Consider the following 15,135-nt stretch of genomic DNA (forward strand, 5'->3'; position numbering starts at 1 on the left):
TAGCCTCCCTTTAGGTTAAATACTTGGCCAAAATTTCTGTCAGCAGCTTGTACCAGGGAAACATAGCAACCAACAACCCCATGTAAAAAGCCGGGTAAACGATGACACTGTAGCCGATACCTAGCGATTTTATTTTTTTGCGATGGCGAAACATCCTGCGCTGATCGACGGCCCATTCCATGCGCTGCATCGTTACACTGACTTGTCCCGCGCTTAGCTGCTCAATAGTGCGCATGCTGGAAACGAGAATAACGCCATCATCGACCCCCAGCTTGCGTTTGAAGCTTTCCAACGCTTCATCCGGATCTTTGTTCCACTCTGACAAAGTTGGGACATACTCTTTCAGCTTTCTCGTAGGTCTTGCCGCTTTTACCATGGCATTGTAGACAGGCACCTGATTTTCCAGCAAGGTTACATAACGGTTGATGAAGCGGGCTATGTCTGTGCTCAGCATATCCTCGCGATTGCCCGCCCACATCTTCAGAGCCAGGTACGGAAGGAAGTACCCCCCTCCCGAAGCAAGACACATCGACAAAAGCGGAAATGATTCAACACGGCACAAAATTGCCCAGAGAAGAACGAGAATGCAAACGGCACTTCCACACAGCAGTTGCAGAAACAGCCACTCGGCTTTTCCCCAACCAAATGGCCTCCCTGCCCGGGAAAGCAACTGTTCCCATTGTTCATCTTCGGCAGATTTGACCGTCCGCTCCCACTTTTTCCACCACTTCGCAGAGATGAACAGCGCAGGCCTTTGGCTTTGCACCAAATACTTTCCGACGAAGAAGACAGCGAGAAACATAAATAAAGAACCCAAACCCAACCACGTGTACATGACGAGCAACTGCATTACCGATACCTCCTCCCCCAAATGAACGCAAGCAGGATGGAGAATGACCAGACGGTTACCGCCAGCGCTAAAATAGCCTGTCCGTCAGGGGTGTAAAAATAAAGCCGATACGAATCTTTCAACAATCCCTGGTTGTAAGGAATCAAGCATATGCAGATGGCAATGACGATTAAAAGGCTGATCCAGATCGAGTATATTTCGCTGTCCCGCTCATGTTTTTCGTCCTGCTGCACAAACATTTCATTCGTCAATCGGTTCAGAGGTACCTGAATGTCTTCGGTCTCTCCCTCCAACCCACTGGCGATGTACATGGCAAAATCAAATGCCCATGGATGATCCAGCCTTTGCGCAAAGCGTTCTACCGCTACTGTAGGATTCCCGCCATCGGCAAGGGTGTTGTTCAGCAGGAGCAAATCTGGCAGAAGCTCCTTCGGACATTCTTCAATCATTTCCCGAAAAGTCAGCACAATATTTTTCCGGCTGTTATAATAGCGGGCAAAAAGCTCCACAAAGCGGCAAAATGAACTGATTTTTTTGTTGATCCGAACCGTATAACGGGCGTACAGCAAAAGAGTAGGCAGTAAAAGAAACAAGAGAAACAAAGACAGAGAGACAATCAGGTTGCCCAGCAAGACTCCCGAAGCAAATCCCGCGACACCACCAATCAAGGAAAGCAGCAGATGAGCCTCGGGTGTACCTCCCCCTATCTGACACCACCGATCGTATCGCTCATACAGCATCCGCCTGGTGGCATGCTGCAAAAATTTTTCTCTCCATGCTTCTACCGTGCGGGGAAAGAAAACTCGGGGAGCAGTCCAGTTATGGTACAAGTACACTCCGGTGAACATAAAACCGATAAACAGACAGACGACCATCGGAATGAGTAGCGAATAAATCATAGCTGCCTGCCCAGATCAGTAAGACGTAGTTCTTTCAATACATCAATGTTCGCTCTCCCGACGTAGCACATATACTCCACCAGATGAGGACTTAGCTGCTTTCCTGTCCATTCATATGCACCCGTTTGCACATTGCGACTGACTAGCGGGATCGATTCGACGCGATTGAAAGTGTCGTTCCATTCCGTAACATGAATGGCATCGACAAAACGGTGACCGTTATTTCGATAGGTAAGCGAGTTTACAAAATTGACTGCCCTGCTGATCCTTTCTTGCGTCAACTCGACACTTCGTCCCCCATACTGATAAACGAGGTCTGTCAGGTCATGTAAAGCTTTATGGGGAAAACGTTCATGCATTGCCGCAATCGTAGCATCCGTCCCTCTGATTCCCGCATTGACAAAATGGTACGCTTCGATCGGCTCGCGGATTTCACCGATCAAAATCGTATTGGCTGTTGAACGGTACATATCTTTGAAGCAGTTGCTCAGCTCAATGCCGATTTCTTCCACATTTTGCAGTTCAATGACTTCGCCCGGCCATACATCGGCGAATCGCATCTCATGCTCGCTTTCGAAAATGGTAATGTACTCTGTCAGCGGGTCCTTGAGCTTCAACATGCACATCATCAAGGTTGTTTTCCCGGCAGCCATCGGTCCAATGACAAGAACGTTGCCCCGTCCGTGCACTTGCTGTTCGAGCAGCCATTGCACAGGCTCGTCAAAAGTCGGCCGAGGCTGTGTCCGAAGCTGGTCAAGCGAGAAATCCGGAGTCGTGAACCGCCTGACAAGAATCGTGGGCACTCTTGAATATGGAAAAGTAAACATGGTTAACCGAGCTTTAAGAGCATGGAGATACCCGCTCAGACGAGGTTTTTTCTCGTTAAAAGACAGACCGGCAGCATTCGTCAGCTTTTGTTGAAGTATCTCGACTTCCTTCCAGGTAGGAGTGTAAGAGAGAAACTTTTTCACTCCTTGTTCCAGGTACGCTACTCGTCGATCAGCGCCTATCCGCACTTCTTCTACCCACGGAGACAAATGCAGAACGGCGTCAAGTATTCCCCAGCCATAGGTCGAAAACACAAGGCCTTCGTAGCCGTTGACATGCGGCAAAATTTCCTCTGATATCGGACGCTTGAGCACTTCTTCAAAGTAATGCTGCAAGCGCAAAATAATATGATTGTGGCTGTCGCGGTCTCCTTGCTCGGCCAAAGAGAGAATTTGCTGCATCTCCAGCTTTTCTTCGCGCGTTTTGCCAAAGTGATTCAAGTAATCTCGAGCCGCCTGCTTTATTTCCTCAATGTCGTGCAAATTGGCTGTGCCCCTGTTCAGCTCTGCTATTCTCATCAACTGTACACCACGCTTTTTTCAGCAAGGTCTGCTTTGGCAATTTCCTTGAGACTGCTGATGTACGATTTGGGCGGGAAAAACTCTTCGATCAACACACTGCTGCTTCGCTGGGATTGCATCAGCCTGCTTGGCGATATGCGAGGAACCACACCGTAGAGCGGGATATCTTCTCCAATCCGATAAGGCTGGCCTGGCTCCTGATGGCTTAGCAAAACCTCGCACTGTACACCTTTTTCTCGCCAATGCTTAAGCCACTCTTTCGCGCTTTCGATGCCAAAGGGATCAGCGCGAACAAACAACAGATTGCGATCAGCCGTGAAAAGCAAACGCTGCATGGTCTCTGACTCCGGGAAGCAGTACCCCCAGTCGACATACACATGGTCGAATTGCAGGCGAAAAGCCGCAAGCATATTGCTTAGCTCCGCACTCCGCCATTTGCTGGCTGCGTGCGCGTAATACAGATTGGGCATATGAGCGCTCTGTTTGCAGACGCTGCGCCAGTTTCGCCTAAGTGCTGTCTGGTAATCCAATAAATTTGGACGAAACAGAGATAACTGATGCTGCTGAAGCTTGAAAAAGCGGGTTAAATCGGGTTTTGCAACGTTCATGTCAAGAACGGCAATACTTTTGGTCGGGTACTGTCTGGCGAGCAAAATCGGGTAATTGATGCAAAACGTAGTAATTCCCGATGCGCCATAACTCATGAGGGCGTAGACCTGGCCGCCGCTTTCGCTGCTTTGGTGTTCCTTCCTTTCATGGACAAAGCCCAGGATCAGGCTTATTTTGCTGCGAATCTCTTCCTGTGAAAGCTGGGCAGACAGTACGTACACCATTTCAAGCTCCAGTTTCTCTGTGACTTGGGCAATGATTTGCTCATCCCGATACAATGGAACGATAATCAGCGGAGAGTGAGCAGGCAGTACGCTTCGAACGGAGGGAAGCCATTCCCACGCCGGTGCTGCATACATCTCGGAAAAAACGACGGTCGCGTCCGGCTGGTACAGGTGAGCCAACCGGGGGAACTCCTCAGATGATTCAGCCACCAACACCTCGCTCGCAGTCGGCATATACGTCTTGGCTAACGACTTCATCGGATAACAAACTAAAATTTTCATGACGCTTGCTCCTTTGAAACCATGATATGGCCTACCTGCAGCATGCCGTATGACATTGCTTCGTTAAGGATTACGTACTCTCGATCCGTTAGATTGAATCCTAGAAAAGCAGGTAGTGCGGTGGGCTGCACCCGATAATCGTGATATTTTTTCTCGCTATTCGACTGAGGCTTTTCGCGAGAGCCGTTGAAGACCGCATCCATCTGATCTGGAGAAGGCAACAGGCTTGGTTTCAGAGTGTAGATCTCGGTGCCATTGCTGTCTCTTACGCTGGCCAGTTGGCTCTCAAACAGAAACTCCGCCGTGTCATTCGTCTTTTTGAATTGCACAGGCTCAGGGTAATCCTGCAATTCGGCCAGGCTCTTGTACTTGACCCAGATTTTCACGTGGTCGCCCTTGCGCAGCTCTGTCAAAGGCTGAATCGAGAGCAATGGAAACTCATACCGCGCCTCACCTTTTTCCGGCAGAAGCTGTGAATCTGTCAGCTTGGTTGTTAACAGTTGCTCACCTTGATAAATGGTTTGCGTACTCCTTTTGCCAATCACAGCGGTTATATCTCGTGCCGCTTCTGGGAGGATTTCATCAATTTCTTCCTGTACTAGTACCACATCGTCTTCTGTAATCGGCTCAAAAGGAGAAATTTCCTTTCCGGCAGCCACTTTTACGACTGGGGCAAACAGTTTTTCCGTTGCCAGCGCATCAATATACTGGGTGGCTGCATAGAAGGAGGAGCCTGCCAGGAGAAACGAGATCAGGCAGATAACGAGCATCGTTTGCTTTTTCATAACACCCTTCCTTTGTGAGCGTAAATCAGCGATTGAAACTCACTTTCTTGTTCTGGAAAAAGCTCCAGCAAAAAGTTGGCCTTTACGTGTGCCATCGCGGCTTTCTCTTCATCAACGAGTGGAATCTGGTAATCAATTTGCGGAAAGGTCTGGCCCCAGAGTGAGAGCGTCCCTTTTACTTTTTTCATGACAGTTGAACGCGCAAAATGTGCATTCCATTTGTTTGCGATAAATCTCAATTTGCTTTTCTCTGTCACCCACCAGCTCGGGGCTGTCTCTACCAGGAACAAGCGAGTAAGACGTGCGATATCTGTATCAAAAACAACCCACACTTCATCAGCTATTTCGAAAATTTGCCTTGCCTCGCTTTGATTCCAGTGAGAAGAGATATCTATGAAAACAATCGGACTGTCTTTGCTTACTCGAAGTATCCAGTTGGCTATATCCATGCGGGAAGATTCTTGCTGACCATGAAAAGGGGTGTCGATCTGGATGCGAAGTTGGTTATTTTGCATGAGGAGCAATGATGTCGGAGAAAAATTCTTGAGTGATCGAACTCTGCGTTCGTAATCAAGAGCGAAGTAGAAGTAAGAAGTTTGATTTGGCATCTCGCAGAGCGTCACGGGTATTCCTTGTCCCGCCCAGGCGTACGCAATATTGCCGGCCACAAAACTGGCGCCTGCCTGCGGGTACAAGCTGGTTACAGCGATGCATTTGCGAATGATCGCCTCTTGCTGTTCCACCGTATGAGGGGAAGCCAGCTTTTCCTTGAGCAGTCTCCATTGCCGTTCTTCTTCGGAAGTATGCGTAAACTCCTGCTGTTCCAAATCACGGAATTTGGAGACGAAACGGCTCATTTGGTGAAACATGACTACCCCACCTGGGAATCATTCGATTTATTTTTTCCCATGAGGTATTTCTCGAATTTCTCAACCATTTCCCTGACAGTGAGTGACTTGCGGTGGTAGTAGTAAATTTTCCGCAGACGCTCCCGCTCTTGTGGGGTCATTTCCGGCTTGACTTTGGTTGCCAGGTCAATGAGCAGCGCTAGCTCTACATTGTTCGGTCTCCCTCTGCGCGGTGGGTTGGCGAACAACTCCTGCTGCTTTTTATCAAAGGCGTTTGGGTATTCAAGCAGCCACATATCAACCAATGTTTCAATATCTGTCTGACTGCGAACCCCCAGCTTCATCAAGTATTTAAAGTAGTGAGGCAGTGAACGTTCTTTCAGCAAGCCGCTCTTCCACCTGGCGACAAATCCATCTGGCATGGTTAAAAGTTTGGTTACGTCTCGGATGAGTGCTGTCCGATTTTGCGATTGGTACTGCACCACTGCGTCTTTCACCAGCGTGAACAGAATGTCGTGATAGTTCGCATCGCTATAACCGTTTCCATACTCGACGATATACCATTCCTCTACTGCCTTATCAAAGTCTCTGCGGCAGTTGGACAGTTGGAGCTGATTCAGATGTTCATAAAACTCTTCCAGATCATACTGAACCATGAACTCCTCCTGGTAGTCGCCGAAAACGTAAGCGATAAATGCCTCTTTCAGTTCTTCCAATGACACCAATTTCAGACCATTTGTCTCCTGATAGCAGCGGTTGACCAGTTCGATTGCGCTCTTTGCCAACACGTTAAAGCACCCCCTAATTTTTTACAACTTTATATAATAATAGACATTTTGTAACATCTTTCGTCACTCGTCAAATCTTTTTTGTCAATTTTTGTAACGGGTTTGTGAATTTTGGATCGCCCCGCACGCATCCGTGCAAGGGCGATTTTTTCGCACTACTCAGCCCACAGGTAAAGCTCCTCTCCTGTAGCGAAAAGCAGTGCAATTCTTCCTCCCCGCTCGATGACGGTTGGAGCATTCTCCATCACAATCAGCCCGTCATTGAGTACAACCCTGTCCCCAAATCGATGAAAGCTTTCGATTTGGAAACTTCCCAGCGGCAGCCTTTCCAATGAAAGGTGCCTGCCGGGCTTGTGCTTCTGATAGCGTACATGCCGCCCAAGAAGCTGCTCCACGGATGCAGAGCGCTGGTGGTGAGCCTCTACTGTTGCCATGCGCAACGCCTCCTTCTCTCACCTGTAGAGTACGGCCGTTTCATGTGCTTATAAGCCAATGAAACTATGTATACCGTAAAAAAAGACAGAGGGCGTTGGCAAATATTTTTACTCAGCTTCCCAATAAACCGGATCGCTCAGTTCCGGGTACATCTCCGTCACCATGTCGAAAGGAGAAAAGTACAGCGTATCGACAAGAATTTTCAGTTTGAATTTTTTCAGGAGCGAATAAGCCCGCTCCGTCTTGCTGAACAGTCTGGGCAGCTCGCGCATATCAGACAGCTTCAGCAAGTGCTGGCACATGTAATCGACGCACACTTTGGCGCGCTCCTCGCCCTTGACGCTCTGGAAATAGGCAGGAGGAAAATGGCGGCGAATGCCTGACAATACCTCCTGATAAACCCACAGCACCCGTTGCTTCTCCGGCAGGCGAGGCAGATGCGGGTAGGCATACTCCACAATGTAGTACACATCTTCCGCCTTTGCCTCGATCGGCGGCTCGATGTACTCGCGGATCAAATGCAGCTTCAATTGCTTTATATCCTCCAGACTCAACTCGCGTCTCGCCTGCTCAGGCGTCCACTTTTTGACGTTTTCTATCGCATAGCGGACGATTAACTGGACCTTCTGCTTGCGGTACTGCGCATCTTCAAATTCATACGGGGAAAAGCGTTTCTGCTCTCCGTTAAGAATGCGTTTGTACCGATCGACAATTTTGGACGGCACTGCCCCTCACTCCTATCCCTATTTTTGGAATATACTCCTAAATTACCACGAGTGATTGGGACAAAAATAACAGTGCTCGGCTTCGTTATCCAGCCCTTTAGTCATACACTCCCGATTGCGAGACACGAGCTATTTTTACATCCAGCTCTTCCCAAAACACAGGAATGCGCTGCTCTACCTCTACTTGCAAATGATAAATGCCTTGCCGATACAAATAGGCACGCTCCCCTTTTTGATGCACGGCGGAAACCCCGGCAGCCCTGCTCTCCAGTGAGGACTTGTTCAGCCGCCATAAAATAGCTGCTTCCTCACGAGCGCCCCTGATTACTTCAGCATCTGCCTGCTCGGCTTCCTGACTGGTTGCATAAAGTCTGCTCTGCGTCTCCCCATCAGTATCCGTGTACTCCCACAAACCTGCAGCCCGCGCTCCTTTGGTCACCAGATCGGCAGTATGCTGAACGTTCATTTCCAAAAAATCGGCCTGCTCCGAAAACAACAGCAAAGACAACAAGCTGCCCAAACAGAAGAGAAAAAAGAGCATCGTAATCATCGTGGCCCCGCTCTCTTCTTTTGCGCGTATCTCCGCAAGCTGCCACAGCCCGGTCATTTTTTGTCCTCCGCATTTTCGACCATCATGTAATAGCTTTCGGACAGCTCATAAACCGCGCCCGTGGCAAGCAAGCGAAAACTCACCTTCGCCTCAGCTTTAAAGTGGTTTCCTTTTTTCCAGCCGCCTCCGTCCAGCTCCAGCACAATATCGCGCTCGGCAACCTCCATGCCTTGGTCAAGCTCGGCCATGCCCCTCTCTCTCGCGTGGTATTTTGCCAGTCCAAAATTGGGCTGCACAGCAGCGATTCGGCCAGCCTCGTATGCCGCTGCCAAAGCCTTTTGGCGGTTGTACAAAATCGTGAACTGATCGAACGAAAACACGATCAGCAGCCAAACCAATGGAAAAATCAAGACAAACTCAATCAATTGACTGCCCTGCTCGTCCCGCAACCATCGCCTCAGCATTGTTTTCATCAGGCTGCCCCCACCTTATGCAGCATCTGGCGGAGCAAAAAAGCACCCAGCAAAAATACGGCGTAAGGAAAAGCGAACGCCGTTTTCTCTACGCCGGGAAGCCAAAGCTGCCGATGCGCCGTCCATCCCACTGCCATCACAAACAAATTTTTTCCCAATCGGGACCATCTGCGCGGATAAAGCAAGACAAATAAAATGCACAAAACTATCGAGTGAAGAAATAGCGGATACACCTCTGCCCAGCCGCTCCATGCCCCAATCGCCATGAGCAGCTTCAAGTCACCCATTCCCATGCCCTTGCTGGCTACAGGGATGGCCGCCAGCAGAAATGCCCCCATCACACCTGATAACGACGTCCACAACGATCCAGTGTGCCACTGATAGCAAAATCCAAGCACAATCGCGGAAAACGTGAGCGTATTAGGAATTTTGCGATGCCTCCAGTCAAACCATGCGGCGATTGTCAGCAGACCGCCTACAAGCACATTTGTCATTTGCTGATCTTTTCTTGCAGTTCCTTCAGCTTGGCGTCTTCAGCTTCCCCTAATGATGCCAGCGTCGGAATAATCAAGATAAGGATCACCGCCACAATGATGACCATTTCCACAATCGTTACGCCGTCTTCCTCGCTCCAAAAGCGTTGGAAATAGCTTGCGATAAATGACATCTCTTTCACTCCTTTATCAGATCGTACTTTCACTTTGCCAAAAGACAGCGCAGCCTTGCAAAAATATTTACAACCGCTCTCCGATGCCCATCAATGCCGGGCCCATCACGAGAAATAACAAAGGAACCCCCATAAACAAAATCACAAAAGGGAGCAGGCGAATGTTCAAACGGTTCATATGAGCTGCTGCTTCATCCTCTTGCTGCCTCACCTGTTCCTCGATTTGCACGGACAGCATTTGCGAAATGCTGACGCCCTTGGTGACTGCCTCATTCATCTCCAAAGCGATCGTGGTCAGCGTATCGACCTCCCAGCAGAATGCCAGTTCCTCCAATGCTTTTCTCCACGATCCATGCCGTTTTTCCGCGACCTCCAGTTTGGCAAGCTCTTGGCCCAGCCTGGCATTGAAGCGACGAGCCGTCTGCTTTACCGCCCCTTGCAGCGGCATACCTGCCTCGACCAACGATTGGACGATCCCAAAAAAGACGGGCACTTGTTCGCGTATTTCCGCTTTTGCCCGCTTATCCATCCAGTCGAGATAAAACGTCGGCAACAAATACAGCCCCAAGCTGAGCATCAACGGATACCCTGTTTTTATCCCGAGCATTTCCCCTTGGGCCAGCTTCAGCAAAAGAGCTAACAGAGAGGAGGCGACCAGACACATGCAAATCAGCCTCGCCAAAACCACTTCGACCAAACGAATCGGCAGGTGGAGCCGCGAGATGATTTCTTCCGTTTTGGAAGCATGGATGCCCGTCCATCTGCATAACCGCTGCAGAAGCGGCGGGTGTCTTTCCAGCAGACGAACCAGTGTCCAGCGAGCTTGTCGGCGCTCGAATGCTTGATCGAGCTCTGCCTGCTGCTCGATTTCAATTCGACTAAACAAGCTAGAGAAAAAAGAAGCTCCCTTGCCCAGACAAGCAGGGAGTCCATAAAGAAAGATGGCAAACCCAATCAGAGCGCAAATCACAAGCATACGCTCACCCTCCCCGGTGCACACTTTTGTGCGCCATGTAGCGAATCGCTTCTCCCCCTAGCAAAATACTCGCCAGGCACGCTAAAATGAGCAGTCGCCCCCCTACGGTTGCTGTCAGCGAATCAAAATGATGCGGATTGTTTGCATACAGCGCCAAAATGAAGATGAAGGGCATCACGCTCAAAAGATTCACTTGCGCGACAATTTGGGCCATAGCGGCTTTTTGCCTGCGCAGCGACTGTCTGCGGCGCAAAATGGAGGAAGCCGCCAAATCCAACGTTTTCGCCATGTCTCCACCCATTTCTCGCTGGATTTGCACAATCGTAGCCAAATATTTGACATCGGCTGATCCCGTTCGCTCGTAAAAGTCATTCATAACGTGCTCCAATGGCACCTGTGCCCGGAGCAGCTCGACAATTCGCCTATACTCTGCCGTTACAATCCCGTCTAAAAATGGGCTTGCCGCAACCTGCTCAAAAGCATGCAAATAAGAGGGCGACGCACGCAGCGAGCTTGCCATCAGGCGGATCGCTTTTATATTGCCAGCCTCAAATTTGTCTTTGCGTTTGGCTCCCCACACGCTGACCAAACGCTCTGTAAACAAGACGCCAGCAAGCAAGGCGGGAAGCGCCAGCCACCACGATTGCAGTAGTTGGCTGCTTATCCCAAACGACAGAACCCCCAAGAAAAAAGACAGCGTGACATACTGGTTGATTCCCCAGCCCGAGCGTGACTTCGCCAGCCTTTCCTCCAACCGATTCCAGACCGTTTTTCTGTCCCGCTGAAGCAATCCCACAATCTCGTGCTTGCCCGCTCGCTCACGGACATACATGTTTTGCGGAATGACGAGCAAAAATGTGGCAAAACCAATTCCTATGGCGACAGGCATGCTGATGTCAGCCAAAGTCCCTTCCCTCCTAGACTTGTATCGGCGTTGTAAAAAATACTTCCTCAATTGCTTCCCGCGACAATCCTTTTTCCTGCCAGCGCTTGATGATTCGTTCAGGCCTATAGCCTGTCCACTTGAAATGCCCTTTTACTTTTCCGTCCTGGATCCCCGTCGCTTCATACACAAAGATATCTTGCAAATACACCCGGTCCGGCACAACCTGCTTGACGTTGCACGCTCGTTTTATCCATTCCTCGTGCGATTGGCCTGTGCCGACAACTTCCGTGATGGCAACCACTTTGCGGCTGCCGTCCTCCTCAAACCGCTTTACCTGGACAATCAAATCCAACGCCGAGCCAATCATCAGATTGCGTTCCTCAGCACTGTACACTTCATCTGCCTTGCCAAACAAAATCGGCAACGTAGAGTCGACCAAGGCTCGCGGCGAGTTTGCATGCGCTGTACTCCAGCTACCGGGGTGGTCCGTATTCATCGCCCACAGCATATCGACAATTTCCCCGCCCCGTGTCTCGCCCACCATAATGACGTCAGGACGCTTGCGCAGCGATAAACGTACGCAATCCTTAATGGAGAAGCCGCCTTTTCCTTCGTAGTTGGCCGGCTTTGCCAAAAGCCTGCGGACAAAAGGATGCTGCAGCTTCAGCTCGAGCACGTCTTCAATCGTGATGATGCTCAAATGTTCAGGAACGTATTGGGAAATGAGGTTCAGCATATGGGTTTTGCCTGAGCCTGTTCCTCCGCTGACGATCCCGGACGCTCTGGATAAACCGACGGCTCTTTGCAAAAACAAGAGCATCGGTGCGCAAATCGACCCGTAACGCAAATAGTCGCTTTCACTCAGCAGCTCGCGGTGTTTGCGAATGGTGAGCGTGTGCCCGTCCGGCGAAATGGAACGATGCGTGGCTGCCACCCTTGAGCCGTCAGGAAGCTGTGTATGCAGCTCCGCCTTTGTCTCATTAAACTCCCGGCCCATCGTCGCAGCAATTTGTTCCAGCAACTGCAGCATTTCTTCTTCGTCGCGAAATACGACAGCCTCGTGCTTTTCCAGCCTTCCGGTACTTTTGCGTTCCACTACCAGATAATTATGGCGATGAAACAAAATTTCCGTAATATCCCGGTCCTCCAATAGCTCATCAAGCGCTCCCCAGCCAGTCAAGGAATGCAGCAGTCGTTTTACTTCCGCCTCCAAATGCATGGACGAAAGCGGCACCTGCGACTCCAACAGCATTCTGATGTCGGCTGTCAGCTCTTTCTTGAAGGCGGGAGAATGCTTATCCTCCCACAAACGCCTGCCGTACTTCTCCACAATTTGGGTACGAACAAACGTTTCTGCCTCGCTGCCAATCGACCGCTCCTGACTGGGGGCAGGCTCTTGCTTTTTTTCAAACAACGTAGCAGGCGGCCCGGACGTTTCCCGCCCGATCGTTCGCTGCTCCTGGCCTCTTGGCAACTGATTGGATATCCCCAGCAATTGTCGTTTGTCGAACATAGCGCCTCCCTAGCCCCACAACCAGCGCAAAAGGGATGGCTTCTCGCTCTGCTTCCCTTTTACAGCGGGCTTTTTTGTTTCTTCGTCAACCGGAAACAATGCCTTTCCTAACGTTTCAATGGCCTCCCTGGCGGCACTTCGCCCGGCTTGCATCATGACTGGAACCCCTGTGTTAATCGACTTTTTCACTTCTCCATCGTCAGGAATGGAAAAAATCCTCTTGCTTGGATGGAGCTGAAAATAAGCCCGGATTTCTTCCAGCGTAAACATTTCTTTTCGCTGCAAGCGGTTCATGCACACCTGGATTCGCTCTTCCGGATACTCTGCTTCTCTCAGCAGCTTCAGCAAGCGTTGAATGTTTTCGATCGAATCCACTACAGGAGTGCCTACCATCACAACATGCTCGGCAAAAAAGAGGGCTTGGATCGTCGCATCAGTCGTATCGGGCGCAGTATCAATCAAAATGACATCGTAGCTACTCTGTTTGAGCGTCTCCAGGATGAGATACAAATGATAATCGCGAATTTCAAAGCTTTGCCGAATATCTCTCGGGGAAGTAAGCACGCCCAAACCCGATTCCGTATGCTCAACGACGTACTTTTCGATCTGCTGTGGAGACAGCGGCAACACGGAAGCAAGCTCCTGCCATTCCTTTTGCCGGACAGCATACGGGTCTAGGCCGCGCTTTTGAGCAAATGCGTGGAGCTGGCTATCGAGATCTTGTACCCACGTAAACAAATTGGGCGTTCTGGGCAGATTCAATGTGGTGGCGAACGTCCCCAAGTCGAGATTGAAATCGACTGCCAGCACTTTCAAAGGGCGCCCTTCCTTTTTTTGCGTGGAAAAAAAGATCGCCAGTTCGCGCGAAATAAACGTTTTTCCGACGCCGCCTTTTGGGCCGTACACCGTAATGAGGTGCTTGATCCCTGCCTTGGTTTGACCGTTGAACGCCGGTGAAGGTTCTGCAAACTGGTCTTGCGGGTCAATCATGCCTCCTTGTTGCTCTTTGGGAAAATGTTGCGGAGGCTGTGCTGGAATCCTGGCGTCCAAGCCCGGGCTCTGAGCCATCATGGCTAGCGCTTCCACTTGTCCGGATTGTACCGGTTTGGCGATTACCCAAATACCCAGGTTTCGAAAAAACGGCTCCCACACCAGCTCATTGGCCGAGCATGCTGCTATAAAAGACAGATGAGGAAAAGCAAGGCGGAATTGCTGGCACAAAACGCCTCTTTCCGTTTCTTTTACACCTCCCAAAAGAACGAGATCCGGCCTGGATTGCTGCAGCTTTGCCCATGCTTCGTCTACGCTGGCAGCCTCCCCGCATATTTCGATCAACTGACTGCCCGCAAGCTGGTTGGCTAGCAGACGCGTTGCCTCTCGATCATCGTCTACAATGAGTAATCGCCTTTTCACCCTTGTTCCTCCTTTTCCAAGCCCCTTCGTTTTTTGGTTTTCATCAACTCAGCGGCGAAGCTGGCATCGCCTATTCCCGCCTTGTGGTCGTCCATTACCGCAGCCAGCCCCAATCTGATCTTGCCGTAATGAAGAGCATGCGTTAGCAAAACGGCCTCTTCTCTCGTCAAAGAAAGGGTAACAGCCTGCAATTTCGGTTGATCTCCTTCCATCTCCCGTTGAACGGCCAAAATAGGCATATTTTGCAGGAGTAAACCGGAGTGCGCCCCTGCCTCATCTTCAAACGAGGCGTAGACATGCACTCTTTCTCCTGCGGAAATGTGCGGTGAGACGCCTGCCACATTATCCACCGGAATGCTCATCCCGGTTCTTTTGTCTCCCAACGAGGCTTCGTTTCCCTTCTGATTGCCTAGCTCCAAATCACTTGGCAACAAAGGTCTTCCTCCCTTCACTTGACGCGAAAAGGGCAGCCCGATCAGGTCCTGTGCCTCTGTCCATGGAATCAGTCCTGGAATGGGATCAGAAGTTGTTTGAAAAAGACCTTCCAATGCCAAGGTCAGCGGCTCCATATCTTTTGCCTCCAACAATTGTCCGCTTTCTTTTTCCACCGTTGGCCGCAACTGAATATAAGTCACATCATGCGGTTTTAAAATGGTGTAGGCACCGATTCCGATACATGTCGCCAATAGTAACAGGGCCAATAACCGCAGCGGATGAACTGACATTCTCTCCCTCCTCTCAATTGCTACTAGCGTAAAGGAAGGGGTTGGGACAAAAAAAGAAACAATAAGAAAAACAGTCAGGGAAAAACGCCCTGACTGTCCTTTTTTGCGCTAGAGGATATCCGAAAGTTTGTATTCATA

Annotated in this window: 18 protein-coding genes; all 18 read right to left on the minus strand. The window is 50.1% G+C overall.

Translation table 11 applies throughout. From position 1 onward, the window contains the following. Nucleotides 1-10 precede the first annotated feature (10 nt). The 18 genes from AC3WQH_RS21610 to cpaB all read right to left on the minus strand — a co-directional run bounded on the left by AC3WQH_RS21610 (nt 11) and on the right by cpaB (nt 14,997). Nucleotides 11-850, minus strand: coding sequence for a hypothetical protein (locus AC3WQH_RS21610; protein ID WP_025843816.1), 840 nt, complete (start codon nt 848-850; stop codon nt 11-13). Continuing rightward, nucleotides 850-1,749: a hypothetical protein gene (locus tag AC3WQH_RS21615; RefSeq protein WP_007786417.1), complete on the minus strand. Its 900-nt coding sequence runs from the start codon at nt 1,747-1,749 to the stop codon at nt 850-852. Before AC3WQH_RS21615 ends, AC3WQH_RS21610 begins: the two co-directional genes overlap by 1 nt. Continuing rightward, on the minus strand, nt 1,746-3,095 hold the full coding sequence (locus AC3WQH_RS21620) for an ATPase, T2SS/T4P/T4SS family (RefSeq protein WP_005831471.1): 1,350 nt from the start codon (nt 3,093-3,095) through the stop codon (nt 1,746-1,748). Before AC3WQH_RS21620 ends, AC3WQH_RS21615 begins: the two co-directional genes overlap by 4 nt. Continuing rightward, the gene (locus AC3WQH_RS21625; RefSeq protein WP_005831473.1) at nt 3,095-4,213 is read right to left on the minus strand and encodes a CpaE/TadZ family protein; all 1,119 of its coding nucleotides are present in this window, start codon (nt 4,211-4,213) and stop codon (nt 3,095-3,097) included. Before AC3WQH_RS21625 ends, AC3WQH_RS21620 begins: the two co-directional genes overlap by 1 nt. After that, on the minus strand, nt 4,210-4,998 hold the full coding sequence (locus AC3WQH_RS21630) for a CpaB family protein (RefSeq protein WP_005831475.1): 789 nt from the start codon (nt 4,996-4,998) through the stop codon (nt 4,210-4,212). The genes AC3WQH_RS21625 and AC3WQH_RS21630 overlap by 4 nt, the downstream gene beginning before the upstream one ends. After that, nucleotides 4,995-5,867 carry a P-loop NTPase family protein gene (locus tag AC3WQH_RS21635; protein ID WP_005831476.1) on the minus strand — a complete coding sequence of 291 codons (873 nt, stop codon included), beginning with the start codon at nt 5,865-5,867 and terminating at the stop codon, nt 4,995-4,997. Before AC3WQH_RS21635 ends, AC3WQH_RS21630 begins: the two co-directional genes overlap by 4 nt. 2 nt (nt 5,868-5,869) lie before the next feature. Then, nucleotides 5,870-6,634: a hypothetical protein gene (locus AC3WQH_RS21640; protein ID WP_005831478.1), complete on the minus strand. Its 765-nt coding sequence runs from the start codon at nt 6,632-6,634 to the stop codon at nt 5,870-5,872. A 155-nt stretch (nt 6,635-6,789) separates the two neighbouring features. Next, the gene (locus tag AC3WQH_RS21645) at nt 6,790-7,068 is read right to left on the minus strand and encodes a hypothetical protein (protein WP_005831480.1); all 279 of its coding nucleotides are present in this window, start codon (nt 7,066-7,068) and stop codon (nt 6,790-6,792) included. Between the two features lie 108 nt (nt 7,069-7,176). Beyond that, the gene (locus tag AC3WQH_RS21650) at nt 7,177-7,794 is read right to left on the minus strand and encodes a DUF4046 domain-containing protein (RefSeq protein ID WP_005831482.1); all 618 of its coding nucleotides are present in this window, start codon (nt 7,792-7,794) and stop codon (nt 7,177-7,179) included. Between the two features lie 97 nt (nt 7,795-7,891). Further along, the gene (locus AC3WQH_RS21655) at nt 7,892-8,401 is read right to left on the minus strand and encodes a hypothetical protein (RefSeq protein WP_007786425.1); all 510 of its coding nucleotides are present in this window, start codon (nt 8,399-8,401) and stop codon (nt 7,892-7,894) included. Then, nucleotides 8,398-8,817 (minus strand): TadE/TadG family type IV pilus assembly protein, encoded by a 420-nt coding sequence (locus tag AC3WQH_RS21660; protein WP_005831486.1) that lies wholly within the window; start codon nt 8,815-8,817, stop codon nt 8,398-8,400. Before AC3WQH_RS21660 ends, AC3WQH_RS21655 begins: the two co-directional genes overlap by 4 nt. Continuing rightward, nucleotides 8,817-9,311, minus strand: a complete 495-nt coding sequence (locus AC3WQH_RS21665; RefSeq protein ID WP_005831488.1) for an A24 family peptidase — start codon at nt 9,309-9,311, stop codon at nt 8,817-8,819. Before AC3WQH_RS21665 ends, AC3WQH_RS21660 begins: the two co-directional genes overlap by 1 nt. Beyond that, entirely contained in the window at nt 9,308-9,484 is a 177-nt protein-coding gene (locus AC3WQH_RS21670; RefSeq protein WP_005831490.1) for a hypothetical protein, read from the minus strand. The genes AC3WQH_RS21665 and AC3WQH_RS21670 overlap by 4 nt, the downstream gene beginning before the upstream one ends. A gap of 67 nt (nt 9,485-9,551) precedes the next feature. Next, entirely contained in the window at nt 9,552-10,460 is a 909-nt protein-coding gene (locus tag AC3WQH_RS21675; protein ID WP_007786429.1) for a type II secretion system F family protein, read from the minus strand. 4 nt (nt 10,461-10,464) lie between these two features. Beyond that, complete coding sequence (locus tag AC3WQH_RS21680; RefSeq protein ID WP_197187062.1) at nt 10,465-11,349, minus strand: type II secretion system F family protein; 885 nt, start codon at nt 11,347-11,349, stop codon at nt 10,465-10,467. A gap of 28 nt (nt 11,350-11,377) precedes the next feature. Next, complete coding sequence (locus AC3WQH_RS21685) at nt 11,378-12,859, minus strand: TadA family conjugal transfer-associated ATPase (protein WP_005831496.1); 1,482 nt, start codon at nt 12,857-12,859, stop codon at nt 11,378-11,380. Between the two features lie 9 nt (nt 12,860-12,868). Continuing rightward, on the minus strand, nt 12,869-14,272 hold the full coding sequence (locus AC3WQH_RS21690) for a CpaE/TadZ family protein (RefSeq protein ID WP_007786431.1): 1,404 nt from the start codon (nt 14,270-14,272) through the stop codon (nt 12,869-12,871). After that, nucleotides 14,269-14,997, minus strand: a complete 729-nt coding sequence (gene cpaB, locus AC3WQH_RS21695; RefSeq protein ID WP_005831499.1) for a Flp pilus assembly protein CpaB — start codon at nt 14,995-14,997, stop codon at nt 14,269-14,271. The genes AC3WQH_RS21690 and cpaB overlap by 4 nt, the downstream gene beginning before the upstream one ends. Nucleotides 14,998-15,135: the final 138 nt, after the last annotated feature.

The sequence above is a fragment of the Brevibacillus sp. FW301-21C12A genome (assembly GCF_058788915.1).

Excerpts from the sequence above, each read along its gene's own strand:
- AC3WQH_RS21610 (WP_025843816.1), bottom strand. The coding sequence starts at position 850 with ATGCAGTTGCTCGTCATGTACACGTGGTTGGGTTTGGGTTCTTTATTT.
- AC3WQH_RS21615 (WP_007786417.1), bottom strand. The coding sequence starts at position 1,749 with ATGATTTATTCGCTACTCATTCCGATGGTCGTCTGTCTGTTTATCGGT.
- AC3WQH_RS21620 (WP_005831471.1), bottom strand. The coding sequence starts at position 3,095 with ATGAGAATAGCAGAGCTGAACAGGGGCACAGCCAATTTGCACGACATT.
- AC3WQH_RS21625 (WP_005831473.1), bottom strand. The coding sequence starts at position 4,213 with ATGAAAATTTTAGTTTGTTATCCGATGAAGTCGTTAGCCAAGACGTAT.
- AC3WQH_RS21630 (WP_005831475.1), bottom strand. The coding sequence starts at position 4,998 with ATGAAAAAGCAAACGATGCTCGTTATCTGCCTGATCTCGTTTCTCCTG.
- AC3WQH_RS21635 (WP_005831476.1), bottom strand. The coding sequence starts at position 5,867 with ATGTTTCACCAAATGAGCCGTTTCGTCTCCAAATTCCGTGATTTGGAA.
- AC3WQH_RS21645 (WP_005831480.1), bottom strand. The coding sequence starts at position 7,068 with ATGGCAACAGTAGAGGCTCACCACCAGCGCTCTGCATCCGTGGAGCAG.
- AC3WQH_RS21655 (WP_007786425.1), bottom strand. The coding sequence starts at position 8,401 with ATGACCGGGCTGTGGCAGCTTGCGGAGATACGCGCAAAAGAAGAGAGC.
- AC3WQH_RS21660 (WP_005831486.1), bottom strand. The coding sequence starts at position 8,817 with ATGAAAACAATGCTGAGGCGATGGTTGCGGGACGAGCAGGGCAGTCAA.
- AC3WQH_RS21665 (WP_005831488.1), bottom strand. The coding sequence starts at position 9,311 with ATGACAAATGTGCTTGTAGGCGGTCTGCTGACAATCGCCGCATGGTTT.
- AC3WQH_RS21670 (WP_005831490.1), bottom strand. The coding sequence starts at position 9,484 with ATGTCATTTATCGCAAGCTATTTCCAACGCTTTTGGAGCGAGGAAGAC.
- AC3WQH_RS21675 (WP_007786429.1), bottom strand. The coding sequence starts at position 10,460 with ATGCTTGTGATTTGCGCTCTGATTGGGTTTGCCATCTTTCTTTATGGA.
- AC3WQH_RS21680 (WP_197187062.1), bottom strand. The coding sequence starts at position 11,349 with ATGCCTGTCGCCATAGGAATTGGTTTTGCCACATTTTTGCTCGTCATT.
- AC3WQH_RS21685 (WP_005831496.1), bottom strand. The coding sequence starts at position 12,859 with ATGTTCGACAAACGACAATTGCTGGGGATATCCAATCAGTTGCCAAGA.
- cpaB (WP_005831499.1), bottom strand. The coding sequence starts at position 14,997 with ATGTCAGTTCATCCGCTGCGGTTATTGGCCCTGTTACTATTGGCGACA.